The sequence below is a fragment of the Mesorhizobium sp. M2A.F.Ca.ET.043.05.1.1 genome, assembly GCF_003952445.1.
Classification (GTDB): Bacteria; Pseudomonadota; Alphaproteobacteria; order Rhizobiales; family Rhizobiaceae; genus Mesorhizobium.
Genome location: NZ_CP034446.1, coordinates 6074568 through 6099082 on the forward strand (window position 1 = coordinate 6074568; position 24515 = coordinate 6099082).

Consider the following 24515-nt stretch of genomic DNA (forward strand, 5'->3'; position numbering starts at 1 on the left):
GCAGGATGAAGGCTTTTCAGCCATATTTGAAATCGATTATATTTTATCCGGAAATAAATGTGGTGGATACCAGCCGCATCGACCTCAACCTTCTGGCAACGCTCGAAGTGCTGCTCGCCGAACGGAACGTCACCAAGGCGGCGGCGAAGCTGCATCTCAGCCAGCCGGCAGTCAGTGCGCAACTCGCGCGGCTGCGGGATTTGTTCGACGATCCGTTGCTTCTTCCTGCCCAGCGCGGAATGACCCCGACCGCCAAGGCAACAGAACTTGCCCCACAATTGCGCGAGGCGTTGGATCGGGTGCGCTCGACACTGCAGTCCCACAGGGACTTCGATCCCGAAACGGCGCAACTCGCTGTGTCGATCGCTTGCTCGGATTATGTCCAGGCAGCCGTTGTGATGCCGCTCGTCTTGGCGCTCCGGGGGATAGCACCAGGCGTGCGCGTGGCGGTTTGGCACCTGTCCCCCGCCCTCATGGAGCAGCAGTTGGCGAACGGCGATATCGATTTGGTGATCGCCACACCCGATCCCGCGATGCCGCATCTACGTGCATGTCATCTTTACGACGAAACATATGTCCTCATCGGCAGGCAAGGCCACCCGGATCTGAAGCCTGGTCTGACGATCGAGAACTATGTCAGGCTGGAACATATCGTCGTCTCACGGCGAGGCGGCAATTTCGAGACACCAGTTGACGACGCCTTGGGAGTTCTCGGTTATCGGCGCAATGTCGTCATGTCAGCGGGCTCGTTCTTGTTCATTCCCGAAATTGTTTCCAGCAGCGATCTTGTCGCGCTCGTACCCAGGCGGCTGTTTCGTGCCCAATCGGAAAGGCTGATGATCATCGATCTGCCCTGGCTGAGCGAGCGGTTCGATATCGGCTTGATCTGGCACGAGCGTTGTCACGGCCATGCCGGGCAGCGCTGGGTTCGCGAATTGATCGGAAAGCTGATGGTCGAGGGCGAAGACGACGCGCCGCGCGCCTAGACTAATCGGGCAGCGACAGGTTTCCGCAATCGCCGAGACTATCGAGTTCGCCGCTGCTTCACAACCTGGGCCGGTCCGAAGAACGCCCGCACTAGCTCGGCTCCTCGGAAAATCGGGTTGTTGAGCTGAGCCAACGAACCCGGTCCTCAGTTTGCTCAGCGCGGCCCTACACCGCGAGAAGGGGCCAGAGCGCGTCGACCTAATGGTCCAGGTGAGGCTGCCCGGTGGCTGGATCGCCTCCGCTCGCCGCGAGCGGTCGTGACAACGCAAGGCATTGAAGCCCTGCGCGGCCAGCGCCACGCACCGCGCTTCGGAAACGGAGATATCTCCACCTTCAGGAGCGCGCTCCCGACACCGTCGCGATAAAGGCGCGCAGGTCGGCCAGCATCAGTTCCGGCTCTTCCAGCGCGGCGAAATGGCCGCCCCGCGGCATGTCGGTCCAATGCACGATGTTGTAGGTCTTCTCCGCGAACGAGCGCGGCGGCGGCAAGAACACCGGATCAGGAAAGGCCGCAACGCCGGTCGGCACCTGGATGCGGGTGCCGGCCGGAAGCATCAGCGACGCCTCAATCCGGCTGCCGTAGTAGATCCAGGTTGCAGTCACGAACGATGCCGGCGCAATGTAGAGCATGACGTTGGTGAGGAGTTCCTCCTCGGAAAACTTGCTCCAGATGTCGGGGGCGCCATCGGCGGTAGTCGGAAGATCCGCCCACTTGCCGAACTTTTCGAGTATCCAGCCCGCCGCTCCGACCGGGCTGTCGGCCATCGCGACGCCAAGCGTCTGCGGACGGGTTTCCTGCTCGTGAAAGTAGGCCCTCTCCCAATCGGCAATCGCGGCCCGCTTGGCGGCGAAGGACTTCTCCTCGTCGGTCGTCGGAGCGGCATCCTCCGCGCGCACGGTCATCATGTTAATATGGATGCCGAGCAGAGCGTTCGGTCGATCATGCGCTGCCCAGGCCGCGATGCCGTGGCCCCAATCGCCCCCTTGAACGAAATACCGCGCGTCGCCGAACAGTTGGATCATCAGCCCATGCACGAGCGCAGCAGCCCGCCGCGGGCCGATCGGGCGCGTGATCGGGTTTGAGAACGCGAAGCCAGGAAGCGAGGGGACGACAACATCGTGCCCGTCCCCTGCGAGCGGCTCCAACAGCCGCTCGAACTCGAGATACGAGCCCGGCCAGCCGTGGAGAAGCAGGACGGGCGGCTTGGAGCCGTCGCCTTTCACATGAACGAAGTGGAGGTGCTCGCCTTCCACGTCGGCCGTGAAGTTGGGCAGCGCGTTGAGGCGCCGTTCGACCGCACGCCAGTCATAGCTGTCCCGCCAATAAGCGGCGAGTCGCTTGAGGTCATCAATCCCGACCCCCGCCGACCAGCCTCCCGCATCCGGCAGCTGGCTCCAGTCATAAGCCTCGACCTTGGCTCTGATCGTGGCGAGCCGTTCGTCAGGGACGTTTATTGTGTAGGGTGAAATCATGATGTTCTCCGCTTAAGCTGGGATGCGGTTCCAGGAAGAGGGTGTCCACGAATCCGATATTGTCGATCGATGTTCTGAGAGCCGAAGACTACTCGGCATTACTGCTCGGTACGTCGCCGAGGTTGAAATCGAACCTCCTGCCTGTTGTTATCCAACGAATGGATACCAGAAACCTCGATCTCGGCCTCCTCGTCACGCTCGAAGCCCTACTGGCAGAAGGGAACGTCACGCGTGCCGCCCGGCGCTTGAACCTGAGCCAACCCGCCTTGTCGGCCCGGCTGGCGCGGCTTCGCGATCAACTCGGCGATCCCCTCCTCATTCCGGCACGGCGTGGGATGGTCCTGACCCAGCGCGCCGTCGAGCTTCGGCAACCGTTGCATGACGCGCTGGAGGGTGTCCGCAGGGTTGTGGCAGGTGGAGTGCCGTCCGACCCAAGGTCTTCGGTCCAGGTTCAGAGCTAGCGGCAACATGTCCCTTCTGGCGTGGTGTCGCGGATTGAATTAGCATTGCATCATGCTGCCCTGGCCGAAGGCGCCAGGGGATGCGTTTCGAACTTGCCCGGCAGAAGAGGCGAGCGGAACGCGGGGAGGAACCAATGCGGAAGCTGCAGTCGCAAGGCGTTCATCACATCACGCTGGTCGGCGCCGGACGCCAGACCTCGATCGACTTCTGGGAAGGGGTGCTCGGCATGCCCTTCATCTTCGAGCAGCCCAATCTCGACAAGGCGAGCGAGAGCCACCTTTATTTCGACCCGGGCGACGGGCGCCTGCTCACGGTCTTCACCGACGAGAGCCGGACCCCGGTCAAGCGGCGGACGCCGACGGATATTGGCTGCGTCCACCACATTGCCTTCTCGGTGTCGCGGGTCACCTTTCTGCAGGCGGTCGGGCGGCTCGACGAGCGCGGCATCAAGCACAGCGGCGTCAAGGACCGCGGCTTCATGGACTCCATCTATTTCGAGGATCCGCTGGGACTGCTGATCGAGCTTGCGTCCTACCGATTCGAGCCGCCGGCCGGCTTCACCCATGCAGACGTGCTGATGGAGGCGCACAAGATCCGCGTGGCGCGCGGCGACTATAATATCGCCGAACTCCATCTGGCCGATGCCATTCAGGCGCTGGTCGAGCGGTCGCGCGAAACCCTGTCGGATGAGCGGACAGCGAAGAATCCATATTGAGCAAGCCATAAGGGGAGGAACAGATGGCAAAGGCTGCAGCGAAGAGCGCGAAGAAACCCGCGGCCAAGGCCGTGGCAAAGCCGAGCGCGAAGGCGGCGGCAAAGGCTGCGACGGCAAAGGCCGGGCCTAAGGCGACAACCAAAGCCGCACCTAAAGCCAAGGCCAAACCGGCCAAGAAGCCCAGCATAAAACTCAGCATGCTGAGGCCGAGCGTCAACAACATGACGGTTAGGGTGTTCACGCGCGCGGCCGGGCTCGATCCCGTGGAGACCGACGCCTGGGGCCATACGCGCTCGCCTGAGTTCCTGGCGCGCAATCCGGCGCATCTGACGCCGATGATCGAGGACAAGAGCCTGCCGCGCGGCGTGCTGTGGGAAAGCTGCGCCATCATGCAATATCTCGCCAACAAGCACGGGCTGGAGAAGTTCTATCCCAAGGCGCCGGCCAAGCGGGCGATGATCGACAGCGCCATGTTCTATCTGGTCGGCACGCTTTATCCCTATGTCGCGCGCGCGACCTATCCGGCGCTCGGCTTTCCGCAATATGCCGGCGAGGTCGGCCACAGCGATGCCCATCCCGACAAGAAATCGGAAGCGCAGAAGGCGGCGATGGCTGCGATCGCCGAGCCGCTCGAGGTTTTTCACTCCTTCTTCCGCAACGGCAAACCGTTCATCGGCGGCAACAACCCGTCGATCGCCGACATAAGGCTGGGGGCAACGCTCGAATTCCTGGCGGTCGTCGACTATGCGCTGCCCAAATGGGCGAAGGAGTACATGGCGGCGCTAGAGAAGAAGCTCGGCAAGGCTTATGCCGAGCCGGCCGGCGACGTGCGCGGCTACATCGCGCATGTGAAATCGCAGGCCAGGGCGTAGCGGTCCCTCGGCGTTAAAGCATGGCTCCCGAAAGTGGGACCGGTTTCGGGATAAAGACATGCGTAAAATCGAAGAGCTAAGCGCATTGAGCAAATCCGAAGGACCGCGACGCGCTTTAAGGTTTCGTTTACCTAAGACCTGTCTACTGGGCTTAGACCTCGCCGCGACCACGGATGTACTGGCGCCATGACGAGGCAAGGGAAAGGTCGGCTCCGTGCCGGCCTTTTGCTTTTCGCGGCCATCGCCGAAATCACGACAGTATGATTGCACCACCGACGGGCGGACCGAAATCCTATTGTCATCCTCGTCATGGATCGTACGATACCGTCATAGGCAGAGCGACGGCGACGAGGACCTGCGATGAACACGGCAAGATTTTTTGTGATGGCGGGCACGCTGTCGGTTGTGCCCTTTCTATCGGCTGCCGCATCGCTCAACGGCATGAACGAGGTCGGCGCCGCCCTGCTCGCCTGCTGGACGCCGCCGGCCAATTCCGACAATTCCTCGGTCACGCTCAGCTTCAGCTTCAAGCGGGACGGCACGCTGATCGGGCCGCCTAAAACAACCGCCATCCATGTCGGCGGCGACGACAAGGCGCGCAAGGCCTATGTGGACGCGGCGATAAAGGCGTTGAATGATTGCCTGCCGCTCGGCCTTTCGCCGGCGCTGGCGCAAGGCATCGCTGGCAACGTCTTCACGCTGCAATTCAGCTCACCGAAGAAATAAGCGGGCGGACTCGCCGTTTCAGGTCAGGCCGCGCACGCCTGACGCGGTACGCCTGACCTCAGCGTGTTTTTCCAACTCCGGCATCTCGAAGACATAGTCGCTCCAGGCCGAGTCCGGGATCTGCCCGGCCAGGTAACAATCCAGCAGAAGGTTCTGTTCCGGGGTAAGGGGCCTCGGCGCCTGCTCATGATCCAACCCAAGCGAATGGATCAGGTTCCTGGTCAGGCCAGAGACGGTGAAGTGAATGGACATCTTCAGTCTCCTGGGTGCAGCGCGGATCACATCAGCACCGGGAAACGTCCACCACCGGTCAAAGGTTTCATCAGCAATCCGTGATCGCGACGGCGGCTCGACCGGCTGCCAGAAGGTTTCGGCCGCTGCCTCAACCTTGATGCGAAAACGTAGTATTCTTTTCACAAGATTGAGAGTAACACTCAAAACTGCAACAAGTTTTGCAGGGTAACCTTCCTGTCTATGAGTATTTCCTCATTTAGAAGGCTTTGATTCAGTCGAACTTGTTTCCTACCAGGGGGTGGCGCCCGATGACGAGGTTACGACTTCTTGATTTACTGCTCCTGACGGTCATGGCGACCTTGTCGCTGACGCAGATATCTTATGGCGATCCCTGCTCGGCGCTGAGAAGTCAGATGCAATCCGGCGGCCGCGGCGGAGTGAGCCCGGAGCTCGCGCAACTGCGCCGTCAGCTCGCCGCGATCCAGGGGCTGGAGAGGCAGCGCCGCTGCACCGCGAGCAGCGCAGTCGGCGGTTTCTTCAACGCCTGCGCCGATCTTGCCCGCAACCGCGCCGAAGTGCAGCGCCGGATCGCCAGCAGCGGCAATTCCGGCCGCGACTCCTCGGGGCTGCAGGCGAGATACGTCGCCCTCGGCTGTCAGACGGCACCCAAGCGGCAGCAGCCGCCCAAGCCCGGAGCCTCCAGCCCGACCTATGGCGGGAATGCGATGCTGTTTTGCGTTCGCCTTTCGGACGGCTATTTCTTCCCTGCGCCGAACTCGCAATTCGCGCAGGCCGGCGATCTCAAGGATACGGCCGATCAGTGCCGTTATATCTGCGACGATCCCGGCGTCGACCTCTACACGCTCAGCGATCCGAGCCTCGAGACCGATCAGATGGTCGCGGTGGAGACGCGCAAGCCCTATACCGAGCTTCCGACCGCCTTCCGTTATCGCGATGCCGCAGAGTTCAAGGCCTGCGACCTCAAGCGCTACTCCCGGCGGGTGACGGAGCTCAGGGCGCGCACTGTGACGCCCGGCAATATGGAAAACGCCATCATTCCCTTGCCGACAACAAGGCCCGACCTGGACACGGTCTCAGCCATTGCGTCGGGCGGCAGCGAAGTGAGCGCGGGCAGCGCGACAACGGCCGCCGCGGCTGTTCCGGCCAGCGCGAAGCCGGTGCGCATGGTTGGTCCGACCTTCTTCCCCGCGAACTGATTCGGGCGTCGCTCTTGTTTTGATTCGTCCGGCGCCATCGGCAGTGGCGAGCAGTCATTCGCAGATGACGCGATAGCGCTTGCCGTCTTCGCCAACATTCCTGCAGGTGAGGGGGTTCTGCTCGCCGGATGCCGGGTCGGGCGGATCCTGGCCGAAGGACGGTTTCGTCGAAGCGGGCCTGGAATGGCGCCGGACAGTCGGGCTCGCCGGCAGGCTTGCCGGCGCGCTTGGTGGCGGAGGAAACACATCCGACACGATCTGCCGCGAGGGGGTCGTTCCCGGCGGCGCCTTGTCCCAGACACGCCTGACATCCATCCGGCTGGGAACGATCACCGTGCCGTCGTCGCTTCGTGTGCAGGCGCCCGCTGCAAGCAGCGCGGGGCACAGGACGAAAGCGGCGATTCGATTGAACATTAGCAACACCTCAGGTGCTTTATAGTGTGTCGTCGCCTCAATCGCCAACAGGCGGATTACCGCAACCGGTGCCATGATGCTGGTTTCCTCAACGGCATCGAACGGCAGGTGGTTGCGATCCGTTATGGTTAGCGGATCGTTAATGCTTGTCGGGCACATTTCCGCGACGAACCGCAAAGGGGGGTTCGGTTGGGGTGGCAACAGCATGGCGGACGTGGACAAGACGAGTGGGACTGGCGGCATGCGCGACCCCCTCGACGCAACGGTTGGGCATGACGAAGACACGCCCGCCGACGAGGGCGGCGAGCAGCATCTTGCCGATCTCGAACGCACGATGGACGCCATGCGAATGGGCGTCGTGCTTCTGGACGCCCGGCTCGACACGCTGATCATCAACAAAGCCTACCGGGAGTTTTCCAGGATCCCCGACGGGGTGGTGACCGTCGGCGCGCCATTCAGCCGCCTCATGGATCTCAATCGCCGCAACGGCATCTATGGCGAGATCGACGAACAGGAGTGGCAGCGCTACCTTGCCAGCCGAATCGCGGAAATTCGTGCCGGTTCCGTCGCGCCGCGCGAGTTCGTCCATGCCGACGGCCGCACGATGATATTCTCGGTGACGGCGTTGTCCGGCGGCAAGCGCCTGTTGACCTATTATGATGTCACCGAGGTCAAGCGCCGAGACGCCGAGATCGAAAGAGCCAACGCCAGGACGGCCGAGACGTTCAGCAATCTCAGCCTGATGGTCGATTCGATGCCGATCGGCGTCATCGTTGTCGATGCCGAATTGCGCGTCGAGGTGATCAACCAGGCCTTCTACGACTTCTGGAAGGTCGATCAGCGGCGCGCTCCAGCCGGCATCTCTTTTCGCGACCTAATGGAAGCCACTCGTGCCGCCGATCCGTTCGGCGGCGAGGAGCGGAACTGGCAAAGCCATGTGACCGAGCGGGAAGCCGAAATCCGCGCCGGCGCCGCAGGCTCTAGGCAGTTGCCGCGCAGCGACGGCCGCACGCTGATCGCCTCGCTGGCGCCCCTTCCGGCCGGCAAGCGGCTGATCTCCTATGTCGACATCACCGACATGAAGCAGCGCGAGACCGAGGCCGAGGATGCGCGCAGGAACCTCGCGACCGTCCTGGAGTCGCTGCCGGCGGGCGTCATCATCTACGACCGCGACGACCGCTTCGTCTTCGCCAACCGCAAGCTGCAGGACACGCTGCCGGCGCTGAAGCCGGCCTGGCAGCCGGGCCGCACATTCCGCGAGGCATTGTCTCTCGGCCATTCGGTCGGCTATTTTCGCTCGAGCGGCGACACTGAAATCGACGGTCTGTACGGCGTCGACACCGAGCGCTGGCTCGACGCCATGCTCAGGCGGTACCGTTTGCCAAATTCCGCCTACGAGCGCCTCAACGCCGACGGGCGCTGGTACCAGGTCTATGACATGCGCACCGATGACGGGACGTTCATCGGCGTGCGTGTCGATATCACCGACATCAAGGTCCGCGAAAAGGCGCTGCGCGACTCCATGCGCCAGATCGACCTCTACCGGCACGTGATGGATGAGCTGCCGGTGGCGGCCTTCATCAAGGCCGACGATCTCAGCATGGAATTCGTCAACAAGGCCTGGTGCGCGCTGACCGGATTCGCCAAGGACGAGGTGCTCGGCAAGACGGATCGCGAGCTTTTCGCGTCGGAAGAGGCGGACGGCTTCAGCAATGACGATACCGAAGTCGTGGCGACCGGCACTGGACGCGAGGTCGAGGAGGCTGTCACCCATCGCGACGGCACCGTGCGGCAGCTGATGACGCGCAAGAGCCGGCTGGTGGCCATTGACGGGTCGGTGCATCTGGTCGGCTCCAGCACCGACATCACCGACGTCAAGGCGCGCGAGCAGGCGCTTCGGCAGAGCATGAGCGAGAACGAGGTGTTCCGCAGCCTGATCGACAATGTGCCGGTGTCGATCTATGCCAAGCGCTCGGACCTCAGGCAATTCTATGTCAACAAGGGCTGGTGTGATCTCACCGGCTTCAGCAAGGAAGAGGCGATCGGCAAGACCGACGTCGAGATATTCGGCGCCGACGGCGAAGCCTTCATCGCCGGCGACCTTGCCGTGCTGCGGACCGGAGAGACGCAGGAGATCGAGGAGACGGTGGTGCTGCCGGACGGCAGCGTCAGGCACCAGTTCGCGCGCAAGGGCGCGATGATCGCCTCCGACGGCTCGCTCTATCTCATTGGCTCCACCACCGACATCACCGAGCTCAAGCAGCGCGAGGCCGAGCTCAGCGAAGCACAGCGGCGCGCCGTGCTCGCCGACCGGGCCAAGTCGGAATTCCTCGCCAATATGAGCCACGAGATCCGCACGCCGATGAACGGGGTCCTTGGAATGGCAGAGCTTTTGGCAAAGTCGGACCTCGATCCGAAGCAGAAGACGTTCACCGACATCATCGTCAAATCCGGCAACGCGCTGCTCACCATCATCAACGACATCCTCGACTTCTCCAAGATCGACGCCGGCCAGCTGGTGCTCGACCCGGCGCCATTCAATCTTGCCGAGGCGATCGAGGATGTGGCGACGCTGGTCTCGACGCGCGCCAAGGAGAAGGACCTGGAGCTCATCGTGCGCGTCCAGCCGGGGCTCGACGGCCAATTCGTCGGCGATGTCGGCCGCGTCAGGCAGATCGTCACCAATCTGCTCGGCAACGCGGTGAAGTTCACCGACGAGGGCCATGTGCTGGTCGATGTGACGGGCGAGCGGGTTCCCGCGGGAACGAAGCTCACCATTTCCGTGACGGATACCGGCATCGGCATTCCCGAAGACAAGCTGAAGCTGGTGTTCGAGAAGTTCAGCCAGGTCGATACCTCCTCGACCAGGCGGCACGAAGGCACCGGCCTCGGCCTCGCCATCACCTCGCGGCTGGTCTCGATGATGGGCGGAGAGATCGGCGTCGACAGCGCGGAGGGCAAGGGCTCGACCTTCTGGTTTACCGTCACGCTGCCCAGGGCCGAGCAGGGCGGGCAGCGCATCACGCCGGTCGACGTCACCGGCGCGCGCGTGCTCATCGTTGACGACAACGCCGTCAACCGCTCGATCCTGAGCGAGCAGATGGCGTCGTGGACGTTCGATGCCTGCGCCGCCGAAAGCGGCGCCGAAGGGCTTAAGGTGCTGATTGCCGCCGCCGCCTATGGCGTGCCGGTCGACTGCGTCGTGCTCGACTACCAGATGCCGGGCATGACCGGCGCCGAGATGGCGCGCATCGTGCGCAACACGGCGGGCCTCGCGCATACGCCCATCATCATGCTGACCTCGGTCGACCAGTCGCTTGCCAACACGACCTATCGCGACCTCGGCATCGATGCGCAGCTTATCAAGCCGGCGCGCTCCTCCGTCCTTCTGGAAACGCTGGTCGCGACCATCCAGCGCCATCGCCACAGCAGCGCCGCGGCGCTGCCCGCCGTTGGCGGCAGCCTATCGCAAGCCGCGCCGGGGCAGACGGCGACGTCGGACCGCGCCATGCTGCAGCCGCCGCGCCGCCCGTGCGTGCGCGCCAACGCCCGGCCGAAGCCGAGCGCGGGATCGACATCCTCGTTGCCGAGGACAATGAGGTGAACCAGATGGTGTTCACCCAGATCCTTGGCGAGACCGGCTACCGCTTCGAGATCGTCGGCAACGGCCGCAAGGCGCTCGATGCTTTCGGCAAGCTCAATCCGCGCATGATCCTGATGGATGTGTCGATGCCGGAAATGAACGGGCTGGAAGCAACAGGCGCAATTCGCAAGCTCGAGCAGGACATGGGCACGCATGTGCCGATCGTGGGCGTCACGGCGCATGCGCTGAAGGGCGACCGCGAACGCTGCCTCGAGGCCGGCATGGACGATTACCTGCCGAAGCCGATCAGCCCGCGAGCGCTGCTCGAAAAGCTCGAGCGCTGGCTGGGTTCGGATATCGAGACCCGGCGCAGCGCGGGTTAAAGCGAATTTAGCCGGCAGGCGGGCGCAAGGCGTTGACGTATGCGTATGGTGCGATCGCACCATATCAAAGCAAACGCCAAGCTCGGAAAATCGTGGCATTGATTCCGCTCTTCGGTTACGGGCGGGAGCAGCGACCGCCAACAAGAAACAGCGTCGACTCTACCCCAACGGACCTGTTTTCGGCGATGGCCACGCCATGATCCGCTCTGGCATGCAGGCAACGCGCTCTCGTCCGGATTTTATTTCCCGGCGGCCGCGATCCGGCCGCCGGGATAATTTTTGATTCAAAAGTCAGACAAGTCGCTGATTCCCGCGGCAAACTCCGGCCGGCCCGCAGAGGCCGCCGGAAGCCCTTCCGAGCATCCCCGTTCAGGCGTTACCGGGCTGACACGAAACTGTCATGTGACTGTAATAATCGAAGTCTATTTCGCTCACCGGGCGCCGATAGAACGGGTGCCGAAAGACCATCTTCCGAACAGGAGCAGGCCACATGAGACATTTCATCCGCTCTGCGGCCGTTGCGATTGCAATGGCTGCGGCATCAACCCTTAGCATCTCCGCCGCGATGGCAGCCGATATCTCCGGCGCCGGCGCCACCTTCCCCTATCCGATCTATGCGAAGTGGGCCGACGCCTACAAGAAGGAGACCGGCATCGGTCTCAACTACCAGTCGATCGGCTCCGGCGGCGGCATCAAGCAGATCAAGGCCAAGACGGTGACCTTCGGCGCTTCCGACGCGCCGCTGAAGGGCGAGGATCTCAACTCCACCGGGCTCGCGCAGTTCCCGATGGTGATGGGCGGCATCGTTCCGGTCGTCAACCTCGAAGGCGTCAAGCCGGGCGAGCTGGTGCTCGACGGCCCGACGCTGGCCGACATCTTCTCCGGCAAGATCACCAACTGGAACGACGAGGCGATCAAGAAGCTCAACCCCGACGTCAAGCTGCCCGACCAGGCGATCGCGGTCGTGCACCGCTCGGACGGCTCGGGCACCACTTTCAACTTCAGCTACTATCTGGCCGACGTCAGCGCCGACTGGAAGTCGAAGGTCGGCGTCAACACCGCGCTCGAGTGGCCGGTGGGCATCGGCGCCAAGGGCAATGAGGGCGTCGCCAACAACGTGTCGCAGACCGGCGGCGCGATCGGCTATGTCGAATATGCCTATGCCAAGCAGAACAAGCTGACCTACACCGACCTGATCAACAAGGACGGCAAGAAGGTCGAGCCGACCGCCGCCGCCTTCTCGGCCGCCGCGGCCAATGCCGACTGGAACTCGCAGCCGGGCTACGGCGTCATCCTGGCCAACCAGGCCGGCGCCGAAACCTGGCCGATGACGTCGGCAACCTGGATCCTCGTCTACAAGAAGCCCGACGATGCCGCCGCCACCGGCGAGGCGCTCAAGTTCTTCGCCTGGTCCTACGCTAAGGGCGACGAGCTGGCCGCCAGCCTGGACTATGTTCCGATGCCCGACGCGGTCGTGAAGAGCGTCGAGGAAATGTGGGGCAAGGACATCGTCGACGCGAACGGCAAGCCGCTCTATTCCGGCATGTAATCCTGACGAACAAGGGAGGGCGCTTCCGGCGCCCTCCTGTCTCTTTCGAAATGCGAGGGGCTAGATGAGTGCCGTTTCCGAAGCCGCGACATCGTCCGCCATGCGGACCAGGGAAGCGACAGTGCGCCGCTTTGCCTTCACCGACATGGTCTTCCGGGCGGCTACGCGCGCTTCCGCCATCCTCGTGCTGGTTCTGCTCGGCGGGGTCGCCATCTCGCTGATCGCCGGATCGTGGGAAGCGCTGTCGAAATTCGGCATATCCTTCCTTTCGACCGAATCCTGGAACCCGGTCACCGAGAATTTCGGCGCGCTGGCGCCCATCTACGGCACTATCGTCACCTCGGCCATCGCCATCATCATCGCCGTGCCGATCGGCATCGGCATCGCCGTCTTCCTGACCGAGCTCTGCCCGCGTCCGCTGCGGCGCCCTATCGGCATCGCCGTCGAGCTTCTGGCCGGCATTCCCTCGATCATCTACGGCATCTGGGGCCTGTTCGTCTTCGCGCCGTTCCTGCAGACGACCATCCAGCCCTTCATCATCTGGCTCTTCAAGGGCATCCCCGGCCTCAACAGCCTGTTTGCCGGCCCGCCCTACGGCATCGGCCTGCTGACCTCCTCGCTGATCCTGGCCATCATGGTGCTGCCCTTCATCACCTCGATCACCAAGGACGTGTTCGACACGGTGCCGGCGGTGCTGAAGGAATCGGCCTACGGCATCGGCTGCACGACCTGGGAGGTGACGCGGCGTGTGACCATCCCCTACACCCGCGTCGGCATCATGGGCGGCGTCATGCTCGGCCTCGGCCGCGCGCTCGGCGAGACGATGGCCGTCACCTTCGTCATCGGCAACGCGCATCGCATCAGCGCCTCGCTGTTCGCGCCGGGCACGACGATCTCGGCGACGATCGCCAACGAGTTCACCGAGGCCGATGGCGCGATCTACACCTCCTCGCTTGTGGCTCTCGGCCTGATCCTGTTCATCATAACCTTCATCATCCTGGCGCTCGCACGCTACATGCTGCTGCGCATCGATAGCCGCACGGGAGCCTGAACCGATGGCGACTGCCGCATCACTTCACCAGAGCCGCAAGCGCAAGAATGCCGTGATGATGGCGCTGTGCGTCATCGCCGCCGGCATCGGCCTCGCCTGGCTGGCCCTGATTCTCGGTGCCCTGCTCTACAAGGGGCTCTCCGGGGTGTCGCTGGCCGTGTTCACCCAGATGACGCCGCCGCCCGGCGATGCCGGCGGTCTGCTCAACGCCATCTACGGCAGCATCGTGATGACGATCATCGGCATCGTCGTCGGCACGCCGATCGGCGTGCTGGCCGGCACCTACATGGCCGAGTACGGCCGCTTCTCGAAGCTCACCACGGTGGTGCGCTTCATCAACGACATCCTGTTGTCGGCCCCTTCGATCATCGTCGGCCTGTTCGTCTATGAGCTGATGGTGCGGCCGATGGGGCACTTCTCGGCCATCGCCGGCGCTGTCGCGCTGTCGATCCTGGTGATCCCCGTCGTGGTGCGCACCACCGAGGACATGCTGAACCTCGTGCCCAACGCGCTGCGCGAGGCGGGCACCGCCATCGGCGCGCCGCGCTGGGTGGTGATCCGCTCCGTCGCCTACCGCGCGGCGCTGTCCGGCATCGTGACCGGCATATTGCTGGCGATTGCCCGCATTTCCGGCGAGACGGCGCCGCTGCTCTTCACCGCGCTCAACAACCAGTTCTGGTCGAGCAATCTCAATGCCCCGATGGCCAGCCTGCCGGTGACCATCTTCCAGTTCGCTCTCAGCCCTTACGAGGAATGGCAGCAGCTGGCCTGGACGGGCGCACTCATAATCACCCTGACGGTTCTCGGGCTGAGCATCATCGCCCGCAGCCTAACCGGACGCAGAGAGGACAGATGAAACCGATGTTGTCCACCGACCTGAACGTAGCCGACACGACCGTCGAGAAGGCCAAGATCGAGGTCAAGAACCTCAACTTCTACTATGGCCAGTCGAAGGCGCTGAAGGACATCAACCTGTCGCTGCCCGAGCGCAGCGTGACCGCCTTCATCGGGCCGTCGGGCTGCGGGAAGTCGACGCTGCTGCGCGTCTTGAACCGCATCTACGAGCTTTATCCGAAGCAGAGCGCCGAGGGCCAGGTGCTGCTCGACGGCAAGAACATCCTCGACCGCTCGCAGGACCTCAACCTGCTCCGGACCAAGATCGGCATGGTGTTCCAGAAGCCGACGCCGTTCCCGATGTCGATCTACGAGAACATCGCCTTCGGCGTCAGGCTCTATGAGAAGATCAGCAAGGCCGAGATGGACAGCCGCGTCGAATCGGCGCTGAAGCGCGCCGCACTCTGGAACGAGGTAAAGGACAAGCTCAATGCCAGCGGCCAGAGCCTCTCGGGCGGCCAGCAGCAGCGCCTTTGCATCGCCCGCACCGTGGCGGTGAAGCCCGAGGTCATCCTGCTCGACGAACCGGCCTCGGCGCTCGATCCGCTCTCGACCGCCAAGATCGAGGAGCTGATCGACGAATTGCAGGCCGACTACACGATCGTCATCGTCACCCACAACATGCAGCAGGCGGCGCGCGTGTCGCGGCAGACGGCATTCATGTATCTGGGCGAGCTGGTGGAGTTCGACCGGACCGAGAAGATCTTCACCTCGCCCCGCGAGAAGCGCACCCAGGACTACATCACCGGCCGCTTCGGCTGAGCTCATACGAGGACAACATCATGGCCGAACATACCGTCGCCTCCTTCGACGAGGATCTCAGGCAGATCAGCCGGCTCATCAACGACATGGGCGATCTCGCCGGCTCCATGGTCGGCGGCTCGACCAGGGCCCTGCTCGAAGGCGACAATGCGCTGGCGCAGCGCGTCGTCTCCGACGATGCCATCATGGACGCGCGTCAGCGCGAGCTTGACGACCGCGCCATCACGCTGATCGCCAAGCGCCAGCCGATGGCGGACGATCTTCGCCACGTGGTCGGCTCGATCCGCATGGCGGGCGACCTCGAGCGCATCGGCGATCTCGCCAAGAACATCGCCAAGCGCGTCGGGTCGGTCGGCGTCAGCACCGCCCCGCGCGACCTCACGCATTCGATCGATTCCATGGCGCAACTGGTGCTGATCCAGGTCCAGGGCGTGATCCAGGAATACACGGTGGGCGATGCCACGGCGCTGGCCAAGCTTCGCAACGACGACGAACGCATCGACGTCAAATACACCTCCGTCTTCCGCGAACTGTTGACCTACATGATGGAAGATCCGCGCAACATCACCGCTTGCACGCATCTTCTGTTCTGCGCCAAGAACCTCGAGCGCATTGGTGACCATGTGACCAACATCGCCGAGAACGCCTATTATGTGCTGACCGGCACGCAATTGCCCGCCAACCGTCCGAAGCAGGACGAGACGGCAATGTCGGCGCCGGCCGCCTGACGGAAAAGGTTACCCCGATGATCGCGCCACGCATCATGGTGGTGGAGGACGAGGAGCCGCTGGGGGTGCTGCTCCGCTACAATCTCGAATCTGAGGGTTACCAGGTGGAAGTGGTGACCCGCGGCGACGAGGCCGAAATCCGCCTTCAGGAAAATGTCCCCGACCTGCTCGTGCTCGACTGGATGGTGCCGGCGGTTTCCGGCATCGAGCTTTGCCGGCGTCTCAGGATGCGGCCCGAGACCGAGCGGCTGCCGATCATCATGCTCACCGCGCGCGGTGAGGAAAGCGATCGGGTTCGAGGTTTGTCCACCGGCGCCGACGACTATCTGGTCAAGCCGTTCTCGACGCCGGAGTTCATGGCGCGCGTCAAGGCGCTGCTGCGCCGCGCCAAGCCGGAGGTGTTGTCCAGCGTGCTCAAGGTCGGCGACATCGTGCTCGACCGCGAATCGCACCGCGTCTACCGCAAGAAGAGCGAGATCAGGCTCGGCCCGACCGAGTTCCGCCTGCTCGAGTTCATGATGCGGCATCCGGGCCGCGTGTTCTCGCGCAGCCAGCTGCTCGACAATGTCTGGGGCGAGACGATCTATATCGACGAGCGCACGGTGGACGTGCATGTCGGCCGCCTGCGCAAGGCCGTCAACAACGGCCGCATGCCCGACGTCATCCGCACCATCCGCGGGGCGGGTTACGCCATTCGCGAGGATTAGGTTCACCGTTCGTGGAATTGATGCGTCCGCTACCGGATCGCATGCGCTGGTGAGTAGCCGAGACGCTCGTGCTTCGTCATCCACGGGCGGAGCAAGGAGCGCAGCGACGCAGCGCAGACCCGAGGATCCATTCCGTGACTTCGACGCGTCGCGACGGTCCAGAATTCTGCGCCGCTGCGCCCTACGATCCAGGTAACGGCATGGATTCCAGGGTCTACGCTCCGGTTCGCGTTGCTCCGCCCTGGAATGACGAAGCTCAAAGGCCTTCGCTTATCTCCGGCGAATCAGAAACCCGCTTAGGCGACGTTCTTCCCCGCGGCGCCGGACCTCGTCTGGACCCCCGGCGCGAAAATCTCCTGGTCGACGAAGGTCAGCGCGCGCATGGCGCAGCCTTCGCGGATCAGCGGCAGCTCGTTGGGTTCGCTGTCGAAGGAGATCGAGTTCGAGTGCTGGCCGCCGGCGGTCTGGGCGATCGCCTCCCTCAGCGCCGGCTCGATCAGGTCGAAGGCGGCGGCGCTGACCCCGACCATGGCGACAGGCGCCGGATCGATAAGGGCGAACAGGCTGCCCAGGCCGAAGCCCAGCGCTTCGCCGGCCCGACGATAGGCTTCCCGTTCGGGGCCGTCCTCCTGTCGGGCCTTTACGGCCAGCGCGCGCATGTCGGCGTCGCCGACGTCGGTCGGCGCGGCGTCCTCGCTTATCCCCATGGCGCTGCGCCAGATGGCGTAGTTGCCGGCATAGGCCTCGACGCAGCCGCGCCGGCCGCAGCGGCAAAGCGCGCCGCCCGGACGATGGATCATGTGGCCGAACTCGCCGCCGGAGGAATGCGTGCCGGTGAACAATTCGCCCTTTAGCACAAGGCCCATGCCGATGCCGTGCGAGAGCAGGATGGCGATGAAATTGTCGCGATAGCGCTCGGGATCGCGCCATCGCAGCGCCACTGCCATCATGTTGCAGTCGTTCTCCATGGTGGCGGGGATGCCGAATTCCCTCTCCAGGATGTCGGCGAACGGAATGTCGGTCAGCGGCGTGATCGGCGACCACAGCATGGCGCGCGCGTGGGAATCGGTGATGCCTTGAATGCCCATGGCGATGCGGGCGACGCTGCCCACGTCGAGATCGGGATCCTGCAGCCGGCGCCGGACGATCGCCAGGCACTCGCCGATCAACTCGTCGCGCGGCATGACCAGCGTGTCCAGGCGCCGCTGCTCCTCGGCGATCACCTGGCCGGCATAGTCGATGACGGCGACCGACAGGAAGTTCAGCGACAGCACCACCGTAAGCACTGCGGCGGCTTCGGGGTTCAGCGCCAGGCCGATCTGCGGCCGGCCGCGTTTCAACGCCGTCGGCTCGCTGGCCTTGATCTCGGTGAGGATGCCCTCCTGGATCAGATCGGCGGAGATTGCCGAAATGGTCGAGTGGCTGAGGCCGGTGGTGGCGGCAATTTCCGTCCGCGATGGCTGGCCGGCGCGGCGCACGGCCGAAATCACCATGGCGCGGTTGCGCCGGCGCAAATCGTCGTGACGGATTCCGACCGACATCGTCTCGCACGTCCTCCCCGGTCATCGCGGCCTTGTGATGATGCCATGGCCTGTCGCTGACACGCTAAGGATAGTGGCAGAAGCCAAAGCTGATGTCATTATTTATTGCGGACTCCGAAAAAAATGCCTGGACCCATCAGATGCCATCAGAATCTCGGTTGACAGCTTCATTTCGCTGGACCACTATTTTTTTGAGGCTCGAAAAAAAGCCTCTATGCCGGCCTTCGGGCCAGTCTGGGTCGCGCCGCACAGGGCGCAGGGAGGATATTATGAACAAATTCGCAGCCGCCATTCTGGCGGGTGTTGCCATGTCGCTGACGCTGGCTTCGGTCGCCGAGGCGAAGGGCAAGGTGATCGGCGTCTCGTGGTCGAATTTCCAGGAAGAGCGCTGGAAGACCGACGAAGCGGCGATGAAGGCCGCCATCGAGGCCGCCGGCGATAAGTATATTTCGGCCGACGCGCAGTCCAATCCGGGCAAGCAACTGACCGACGTCGAAAGCCTGATCTCGCAGGGCGCCAATTCACTGATCATCCTGGCGCAGGATGCCTCGGCAATCGGCCCGGCGGTGCAGAAGGCGCTCGATGAGGGCATCCCGGTCGTCGGCTACGACCGCCTGATCGAGAACAAGGACGTTTTCTACCTGACCTTCGACAATAAGGAAGTCGGCCGCATGCAGGCCCGTGAGGTGTTCAAGGCCAAGCCCGAAGGCAACTACGTCTTCATCAAGGGCTCGGGTTCCGATCCGAACGCCGACTTCCTGTTCTCGGGTTCCATGGAAGTGCTGAAGGAGGCGATCGACAGCGGCAAGATCAAGAATGTCGGCGAGGCCTATACCGACGGCTGGCTGCCCGCCAACGCGCAGAAGAACATGGAGCAGTTCCTGACCGCCAACGACAACAAGGTCGACGCGGTCGTGGCCGCCAATGACGGCACCGCCGGCGGCGTCGTCGCGGCGCTGACGGCGCAAGGGCTGGCCGGCACCGTTCCGGTCTCGGGCCAGGACGGCGACCACGCGGCGCTGAACCGCATCGCGCTCGGCACGCAGACCGTGTCGGTATGGAAGGACGCGCGCGAGCTCGGCAAGAATGCCGCCGAGATCGCCTCGCAGCTCGCCGACGGCAAGAAGATGGGCGACATCGCCGGCGCCAAGGACTTCACGACGCCTGGCGGCAACACCGTCAAGTCGCTGTTCCTGACCCCGATCGCGATCACCAAGGACAATCTCAACCTCGTCATCGACGCCGGCTGGATCAAGAAGGACGAAGTCTGCGCTGGCGTTGCCGCCGGCAGCGTCAAGGTCTGCAACTAAGCTCGCCGACACTAGACCAAAAACCTTGCGCCGCGGCCTGAAAGCCGCGGCGTTTTCTCAAAGATTACCGTTCCGCCTCGAGCGGATAGCTTCTAGGCTTGCTCCGGCGTCCGCGCCAGACGGGCAGGCCGGCAGGAGGAATTCATGACCGACACGACGTCCACCCAACCGGCAGACACCGCGCGTGCCTCGGAGCTGGGCACCGTCGCCCGGTTCCTGAAGGCAACCGAGCTGGACACCCGCATGCTCGGTATGATCGGCGCGCTGCTCCTGATCTGGGTCGGACTGCATGTGATCTCCAGCCTGCGCCTTGGCGTCAATCCGCTCGACTTCGACAGCCGCACCTTCCTGACGCCGCGCAACCTCTGGAACCTGTCGGTGCAGACTTCGGCCGTGGCGATCATGGCCTCTGGCATGGTGCTGGTCATCGTCATGCGCAACATCGACCTGTCGGTCGGATCGGCCGAAGGGGTGATCGGCATGGTCATGGGTTTTGCCCAGGCGCATTTCCTGGTCCGCTTCGTCGGGCTTGAGCTCGGCAACCCGTGGATCTGGGTCCTGGCACTGCTGATCGGCCTGGCGCTCGGCCTCCTGATCGGCGCCTTCCAGGGCTTCGTCATCGCCTATCTCGAAGTGCCGGCCTTCATCGTCACGCTGGGCGGTCTGCTGGTCTGGCGGGGCGCTGCCTGGTGGGTCACCAGCGGCCAGACGGTGGCGCCGCTTGACGCCACGTTCCAGCTGATGGGCGGCGGCCCGGCGGGCTCGATCGGCGCCAAATGGAGCTGGGTCGTCGGCATCGTCGCCTGCCTGGCGGTCATTTTCATGCATTATAACGGTCGCGTGCAGCGCAAGCGCTTCCGTTTCCCGCTGCGTCCGGTGTGGGCCGAGACGCTGCTCGCCACGGTCACCTGCGCGATCATCCTGGGCGCTGTGTGGCTTGCCAATTCCTATCCGTGGCCGGTCGGCATCGTGAACCGCTATGCCGCCGCCAACAACATCACCGTTCCCGAAGGCGGACTGTTCATCGCGCATGGCATCGCCATTCCGGTGCTGATGGCGGTCGCCGTCGGCCTGATCATGACCTTCGTCACCAAGCGCACGCGCTTCGGCCGCTATGTCTTCGCCATCGGCGGCAACCCGGAAGCGGCCAACCTCGCCGGCATCAACACGCGCTGGATCACCATGAAGGTGTTCATGATCATGGGCGTGCTGGCGACGGTCGCGGCGGCGATCTCGTCGGCCAGGCAGAATTCATCCACCAATGCGCTCGGAACGCTGGACGAGCTGCTGGTCATCGCCGCGGCCGTCATCGGCGGCACGTCGCTCGCCGGCGGTTCCGGCACCGTGCTCGGCGCCATGCTTGGCGCGCTGCTGATGCAGTCGCTGCAGTCCGGCATGGTGCTGCTCGGCGTCGATTCGCCGCTGCAAAGCATCGTCGTGGGTGCCGTGCTGGTCGTGGCGGTTTGGCTCGACACCCTCTATCGCAAGCGGGCCTGATCAGGCAGGAGAAACAACATGGCTGACAAATCCGCTCCCGCCGGCGTTCCGCTGGTCGACATGCGCAACATCTCGATCGCCTTCGGCGGCATCCGCGCAGTCGACGACGCGTCCGTCGATCTTTTCCCCGGCGAAGTGATGGCGCTGCTCGGCCACAACGGTGCCGGCAAGTCGACGCTGATCAAGATCCTGTCCGGCGCCTACAAGCGCGACAGCGGACAGATCTTCATCAATGGCGAGGAGGCATCGATCTCCAATCCGCGCGACGCCAAGAAATACGGCGTCGAGACGATCTACCAGACGCTGGCGCTGGCCGACAATGTCGATGCCGCGGCCAATCTCTTCCTCGGGCGCGAGCTGATGACCGCCTGGGGCACGCTGGACGACGTCGCCATGGAAGCCGAGGCGCGCAAGGTGATGGGCCGGCTCAACCCGCGCTTCCAGCGCTTCAAGGAGCCGGTCGTCAAGCTGTCGGGCGGACAGCGGCAGTCGGTGGCGATCGCGCGCGCGATCCTGTTCAACGCCCGCATCCTGATCATGGACGAGCCGACGGCGGCGCTCGGGCCGCAGGAGACGGCGCAGGTCGGCGAGCTGGTCAAGCAGCTCAAGGCCGAAGGCATCGGCATCTTCCTGATCAGCCATGACATCCATGACGTCTTCGAACTCGCCGACCGGGTCTGCGTGATGAAGAACGGCCAGGTGGTCGGCACCGCGCGCACCACCGATGTCACCCAGGACGAAGTGCTCGGCATGATTATCTTGGGCAAATGTCCGCCCGGCGCCATTCCAGGCCCTGGCGCGCTGAAGATCGCGGCGTAAACCCAGGCATATAGCCGGCTAATTAATGGCTGCGTGATGTACCAGCCGCGGTGATGATTTGACCGCGCCATTGTGTTGACGCGGAGACTTGCCCATAAAGATCGTCGACCGTCCACGGGCCACATCTTTGATTTGAAGAAGCTCTTTCCGATCGTTGCCTTTGTCGCCGTCGCGCTGATCAGCCTGACGATGGCCGGGTTCGCCTATTTCGCGACGCAGGAGGCGGCGCGGATCAAGTTCGAGGGCACCGCCGACGACGCGCTGAGCCGCATCGAGAGCCGCATCGACCTGCATCTTTCGCTGCTGCGTTCGACGCAGGCGCTGTTCGATGCCCGCAACGGCGACATCACGCGCGGCGAATTCAACGCCTTCTTCTCCGCGCTGAACATCGATGACAACTTCGCGGGCCTGCGCGGCATAGGCTTCCTCAGGCTCGCCAAAGCCGGCGACGAGGCCGCGGTCGAACGCGACATCCTGCGCGACCATGGGGCGGCCCACCCGATCTACCCCGCGACGACCCAGCAATGGCGCACGCCGATCGTGCTGTTCGAGCCGCTCGACACGTCCAACCAGTCGATCATCGGATTCGATATGTTCAGCGAGCCGGTGCGGCGGGAGGCGATCGAAAAGGCGATGGCCGACGACCAGCAGCATGCGAGCGGCCTGGTCCAGCTCGGCCAGGGCGCCGGCGTGGCGCAGACGTTCACGGGTTTCCTGGTTTTCGTGCGGCTGAACGTCGAAACCGCCCCGGACGTGATAAATGCAAGCCGCTCCTCGACGGCCGGGTTTCTCTACGCTGCCTTCCGCGCGCAGGACCTGTTCCAGGTCGCGCTCAGCCGCGCGCCGCTGCTGCCCGTCAATGTCGAGGTCTATGACGGCAAGCCCGAGGCCGGCAATCTTTTGTTCCGGTCGGAAGCGCCGCCGGCGGAGCGCATCGGGGCGAAGCTTCTGGCGCGCCGCGATGTCGTTGTTGCCGGTCGGCCCTGGACGTTGCTGTTCAGGCCGACAAGCGCCTTCGAGCCGCCGTCCTCGCGCGCCATTCCGGTGATGCTCGGGCTGTTCGGCCTGCTGCTTGCGGGGGCCATCGCCCTGGTGGCGCGCTATCAGGAGCGGGCCTATGACGCCAAATCGGCGCTGCACGAGGCGACGGAAAAGAGCCTGCTGGAAAAGGACCTGATCCTGCAGGAGATGAAGCACCGCATCAAGAATTCGATCACCCGCGTGCTGGCGATCGCGCGGCAGACGGCCTCGCAAGCCACCGACGTCAAGGAGTTCTCGGCATCGTTCTCGGCGCGCCTCCAGGCCATGGCTGCGTCGCAGGATATGCTCACCCGCTCGCGCTGGCAGAAGGCCGATCTCGGCGACCTGCTGCGTATCGAGCTCGGGCAGGTGTTCGGCAAAGACCTCCCTGAAGGTGTGCTGTCCGGGCCGCAAGTGCTGCTCGACGAGACGACGACTCAGGCGCTGGGGCTGACCTTCCACGAACTCGCCACCAACGCGCTGAAATATGGCGAGGCCGGCAATTCGGTGGGCGCCCTCAAGGTCGACTGGAACGTGAAGGGGCGCGGCCGCGAGCGGACGCTTACCCTGAATTGGCGCGAAGCGGGTCAGAAGAAACTGGAGGCGCCGGCAAAGACCGGCTTCGGCACCAAGCTGATAGACCTCAATGTCACACGCGAATTGCGCGGCACGATCGCGCGCGACTATCGGGACGACGGATTGAAGGTGGAAATCAGGATACCGCTGGCGGAGTGAGCGGCCAAAATGGCCCCGCGGTGGTGTACGAATAAGCGGGTCGGAACCGGAGGCCGGCCATCGGCCTCCGGTCCCTTTCCGATATCAGTTGCAGCGAGCCGTGTAGATCCGGCCGCGATGATCGCGGTACTGGCAATAGCCGTTGCGCAGGTTACGAACCAGGAGGCCCGACCCGGCACCGACGGCCGCGCCGATCAGCGCACCCTTGCCGCCGCCGACCAGGCCACCCACGCCGGCGCCAATCAGGCCACCGCCCACGACATCCTGCTCGGTCGTGGTGCAGCCGCTGACAGCGACAACGGCAACCATGGCAATAATCATCTTCCGCATTGAAATGCTCCTCACTTTTGTCCTCACTTTTCGGCAGTGCCAGCCGCCATTTAGCATGAAAAAACGGGCTTTGCCTGCCCGATCTTACTGTTGTTTAAGATAGTCTTTTTCGGGGCGCACGCTGTTCGACGCGACAAGCATGCCGGAAACCTCCAAAGACGCGACCAGCGTGCCGTCGGGCCGCACGTTCCAGGCGATCCGATCGTAATCATCTTCCAGGGCCGGATCGACGGTAAGGCACTTGCCGACGATGTGCGGGGCCTGGCCCTGCAGGTCGCCAAGGGCGAAGGGCCGTTCGGCTGTACAGGCCTGCTCGGTCTCGAAGACGCTGACCGGCACCTGGAGCTCGCGGCAATCGGTCATTGTGCTCGAGCAACCGACGACGAAGAGCAGTGCGGCAATGTGTTCCATGGCTCCAAACCTCTCGCCGCAAACAACGATTCTCGGCGAGCGAAAGTTCCGGGGCCGGGTTCAAAGCGTAGTGTCGAATGGAATTAAAGCGCGTC

The 24515-nt window shown here is 63.7% G+C and carries 21 protein-coding genes and 2 pseudogenes; 17 read left to right on the forward strand and 6 right to left on the reverse strand.

Annotated elements, in window-relative coordinates:
* The first annotated feature begins 5 nt into the window (after positions 1-5).
* Positions 6-986: a LysR family transcriptional regulator gene (locus tag EJ069_RS29285; RefSeq protein WP_245456355.1), complete on the forward strand. Its 981-nt coding sequence runs from the start codon at positions 6-8 to the stop codon at positions 984-986.
* A gap of 334 nt (positions 987-1320) precedes the next feature.
* On the opposite strand, the gene EJ069_RS29290 is transcribed toward EJ069_RS29285, so the two are convergent.
* On the reverse strand, positions 1321-2460 hold the full coding sequence (locus EJ069_RS29290; protein ID WP_126064095.1) for an epoxide hydrolase family protein: 1140 nt from the start codon (positions 2458-2460) through the stop codon (positions 1321-1323).
* Positions 2461-2618: 158 nt separating this feature from the next.
* Between EJ069_RS29290 and EJ069_RS33850 the strand changes: the two are divergent.
* The 4 genes and pseudogenes from EJ069_RS33850 to EJ069_RS29310 all read left to right on the forward strand — a co-directional run.
* Positions 2619-2873: pseudogene (locus EJ069_RS33850) on the forward strand (LysR family transcriptional regulator); the annotation flags it as partial.
* A 182-nt stretch (positions 2874-3055) separates the two neighbouring features.
* Positions 3056-3637, forward strand: a complete 582-nt coding sequence (locus EJ069_RS29300; protein WP_126064096.1) for a VOC family protein — start codon at positions 3056-3058, stop codon at positions 3635-3637.
* 23 nt (positions 3638-3660) lie between these two features.
* Complete coding sequence (locus EJ069_RS29305) at positions 3661-4509, forward strand: glutathione S-transferase family protein (protein ID WP_126064097.1); 849 nt, start codon at positions 3661-3663, stop codon at positions 4507-4509.
* Positions 4510-4869: 360 nt separating this feature from the next.
* Positions 4870-5235: a hypothetical protein gene (locus EJ069_RS29310; RefSeq protein WP_126064098.1), complete on the forward strand. Its 366-nt coding sequence runs from the start codon at positions 4870-4872 to the stop codon at positions 5233-5235.
* Positions 5236-5253: 18 nt separating this feature from the next.
* On the opposite strand, the gene EJ069_RS29315 is transcribed toward EJ069_RS29310, so the two are convergent.
* Positions 5254-5487: a hypothetical protein gene (locus EJ069_RS29315; RefSeq protein WP_126064099.1), complete on the reverse strand. Its 234-nt coding sequence runs from the start codon at positions 5485-5487 to the stop codon at positions 5254-5256.
* Positions 5488-5777: 290 nt separating this feature from the next.
* On the opposite strand from EJ069_RS29315, the gene EJ069_RS29320 reads away from it, so the two are divergent.
* Positions 5778-6686, forward strand: coding sequence for a DUF2865 domain-containing protein (locus EJ069_RS29320; RefSeq protein WP_126064100.1), 909 nt, complete (start codon positions 5778-5780; stop codon positions 6684-6686).
* A 54-nt stretch (positions 6687-6740) separates the two neighbouring features.
* Here the strand turns inward: EJ069_RS29320 and EJ069_RS29325 are convergent, their stop codons facing one another.
* A complete protein-coding gene (locus EJ069_RS29325) occupies positions 6741-7277 on the reverse strand; it encodes a hypothetical protein (protein ID WP_126064101.1) in 537 nt (178 codons plus the stop codon).
* 28 nt (positions 7278-7305) lie between these two features.
* Between EJ069_RS29325 and EJ069_RS29330 the strand changes: the two are divergent.
* From EJ069_RS29330 to phoB, 7 genes and pseudogenes are all read left to right on the forward strand, one after another.
* A pseudogene (locus EJ069_RS29330) lies at positions 7306-11066 on the forward strand (PAS-domain containing protein).
* 490 nt (positions 11067-11556) lie between these two features.
* The gene (pstS, locus tag EJ069_RS29335) at positions 11557-12615 is read left to right on the forward strand and encodes a phosphate ABC transporter substrate-binding protein PstS (RefSeq protein ID WP_042641603.1); all 1059 of its coding nucleotides are present in this window, start codon (positions 11557-11559) and stop codon (positions 12613-12615) included.
* A gap of 64 nt (positions 12616-12679) precedes the next feature.
* Positions 12680-13666 (forward strand): phosphate ABC transporter permease subunit PstC, encoded by a 987-nt coding sequence (gene pstC / locus EJ069_RS29340; protein WP_042641604.1) that lies wholly within the window; start codon positions 12680-12682, stop codon positions 13664-13666.
* Positions 13667-13670: 4 nt separating this feature from the next.
* The gene (pstA, locus tag EJ069_RS29345; RefSeq protein ID WP_042641606.1) at positions 13671-14522 is read left to right on the forward strand and encodes a phosphate ABC transporter permease PstA; all 852 of its coding nucleotides are present in this window, start codon (positions 13671-13673) and stop codon (positions 14520-14522) included.
* Positions 14519-15322, forward strand: a complete 804-nt coding sequence (gene pstB, locus EJ069_RS29350; protein WP_112129583.1) for a phosphate ABC transporter ATP-binding protein PstB — start codon at positions 14519-14521, stop codon at positions 15320-15322. Before pstA ends, pstB begins: the two co-directional genes overlap by 4 nt.
* Before the next feature lie 20 nt (positions 15323-15342).
* Positions 15343-16050 carry a phosphate signaling complex protein PhoU gene (gene phoU, locus EJ069_RS29355; RefSeq protein WP_126064102.1) on the forward strand — a complete coding sequence of 236 codons (708 nt, stop codon included), beginning with the start codon at positions 15343-15345 and terminating at the stop codon, positions 16048-16050.
* 17 nt (positions 16051-16067) lie between these two features.
* Positions 16068-16757 carry a phosphate regulon transcriptional regulator PhoB gene (gene phoB, locus EJ069_RS29360; protein WP_010911896.1) on the forward strand — a complete coding sequence of 230 codons (690 nt, stop codon included), beginning with the start codon at positions 16068-16070 and terminating at the stop codon, positions 16755-16757.
* A 296-nt stretch (positions 16758-17053) separates the two neighbouring features.
* Here the strand turns inward: phoB and EJ069_RS29365 are convergent, their stop codons facing one another.
* A complete protein-coding gene (locus EJ069_RS29365; protein WP_126064103.1) occupies positions 17054-18298 on the reverse strand; it encodes an ROK family protein in 1245 nt (414 codons plus the stop codon).
* A 269-nt stretch (positions 18299-18567) separates the two neighbouring features.
* Here EJ069_RS29365 and xylF point away from each other — a divergent pair, with 269 nt between their 5' ends.
* From xylF to EJ069_RS29385, 4 genes are all read left to right on the forward strand, one after another.
* Positions 18568-19608, forward strand: coding sequence for a D-xylose ABC transporter substrate-binding protein (xylF, locus tag EJ069_RS29370; RefSeq protein WP_126064104.1), 1041 nt, complete (start codon positions 18568-18570; stop codon positions 19606-19608).
* A 144-nt stretch (positions 19609-19752) separates the two neighbouring features.
* Complete coding sequence (locus EJ069_RS29375) at positions 19753-21105, forward strand: sugar ABC transporter permease (RefSeq protein ID WP_126064105.1); 1353 nt, start codon at positions 19753-19755, stop codon at positions 21103-21105.
* An 18-nt stretch (positions 21106-21123) separates the two neighbouring features.
* Positions 21124-21924 carry an ATP-binding cassette domain-containing protein gene (locus EJ069_RS29380; RefSeq protein WP_126064106.1) on the forward strand — a complete coding sequence of 267 codons (801 nt, stop codon included), beginning with the start codon at positions 21124-21126 and terminating at the stop codon, positions 21922-21924.
* Positions 21925-22056: 132 nt separating this feature from the next.
* Positions 22057-23679 carry a CHASE domain-containing protein gene (locus tag EJ069_RS29385; protein ID WP_126064107.1) on the forward strand — a complete coding sequence of 541 codons (1623 nt, stop codon included), beginning with the start codon at positions 22057-22059 and terminating at the stop codon, positions 23677-23679.
* An 84-nt stretch (positions 23680-23763) separates the two neighbouring features.
* Here EJ069_RS29385 and EJ069_RS29390 read toward each other — a convergent pair whose 3' ends face one another.
* The gene (locus EJ069_RS29390; protein ID WP_027166589.1) at positions 23764-24009 is read right to left on the reverse strand and encodes a YMGG-like glycine zipper-containing protein; all 246 of its coding nucleotides are present in this window, start codon (positions 24007-24009) and stop codon (positions 23764-23766) included.
* Positions 24010-24093: 84 nt separating this feature from the next.
* The gene (locus EJ069_RS29395; protein WP_126064108.1) at positions 24094-24420 is read right to left on the reverse strand and encodes a hypothetical protein; all 327 of its coding nucleotides are present in this window, start codon (positions 24418-24420) and stop codon (positions 24094-24096) included.
* Positions 24421-24515: the final 95 nt, after the last annotated feature.

Coding starts and splice junctions, on each gene's coding strand:
- EJ069_RS29285 (WP_245456355.1), top strand. CDS start 6: ATGAAGGCTTTTCAGCCATATTTGAAATCGATTATATTTTATCCGGAA.
- EJ069_RS29290 (WP_126064095.1), bottom strand. CDS start 2,460: ATGATTTCACCCTACACAATAAACGTCCCTGACGAACGGCTCGCCACG.
- EJ069_RS29300 (WP_126064096.1), top strand. CDS start 3,056: ATGCGGAAGCTGCAGTCGCAAGGCGTTCATCACATCACGCTGGTCGGC.
- EJ069_RS29305 (WP_126064097.1), top strand. CDS start 3,661: ATGGCAAAGGCTGCAGCGAAGAGCGCGAAGAAACCCGCGGCCAAGGCC.
- EJ069_RS29310 (WP_126064098.1), top strand. CDS start 4,870: ATGAACACGGCAAGATTTTTTGTGATGGCGGGCACGCTGTCGGTTGTG.
- EJ069_RS29315 (WP_126064099.1), bottom strand. CDS start 5,487: ATGTCCATTCACTTCACCGTCTCTGGCCTGACCAGGAACCTGATCCAT.
- EJ069_RS29320 (WP_126064100.1), top strand. CDS start 5,778: ATGACGAGGTTACGACTTCTTGATTTACTGCTCCTGACGGTCATGGCG.
- pstS (WP_042641603.1), top strand. CDS start 11,557: ATGAGACATTTCATCCGCTCTGCGGCCGTTGCGATTGCAATGGCTGCG.
- pstC (WP_042641604.1), top strand. CDS start 12,680: ATGAGTGCCGTTTCCGAAGCCGCGACATCGTCCGCCATGCGGACCAGG.
- pstA (WP_042641606.1), top strand. CDS start 13,671: ATGGCGACTGCCGCATCACTTCACCAGAGCCGCAAGCGCAAGAATGCC.
- pstB (WP_112129583.1), top strand. CDS start 14,519: ATGAAACCGATGTTGTCCACCGACCTGAACGTAGCCGACACGACCGTC.
- phoU (WP_126064102.1), top strand. CDS start 15,343: ATGGCCGAACATACCGTCGCCTCCTTCGACGAGGATCTCAGGCAGATC.
- phoB (WP_010911896.1), top strand. CDS start 16,068: ATGATCGCGCCACGCATCATGGTGGTGGAGGACGAGGAGCCGCTGGGG.
- EJ069_RS29365 (WP_126064103.1), bottom strand. CDS start 18,298: ATGTCGGTCGGAATCCGTCACGACGATTTGCGCCGGCGCAACCGCGCC.
- xylF (WP_126064104.1), top strand. CDS start 18,568: ATGAACAAATTCGCAGCCGCCATTCTGGCGGGTGTTGCCATGTCGCTG.
- EJ069_RS29375 (WP_126064105.1), top strand. CDS start 19,753: ATGACCGACACGACGTCCACCCAACCGGCAGACACCGCGCGTGCCTCG.
- EJ069_RS29380 (WP_126064106.1), top strand. CDS start 21,124: ATGGCTGACAAATCCGCTCCCGCCGGCGTTCCGCTGGTCGACATGCGC.
- EJ069_RS29390 (WP_027166589.1), bottom strand. CDS start 24,009: ATGCGGAAGATGATTATTGCCATGGTTGCCGTTGTCGCTGTCAGCGGC.
- EJ069_RS29395 (WP_126064108.1), bottom strand. CDS start 24,420: ATGGAACACATTGCCGCACTGCTCTTCGTCGTCGGTTGCTCGAGCACA.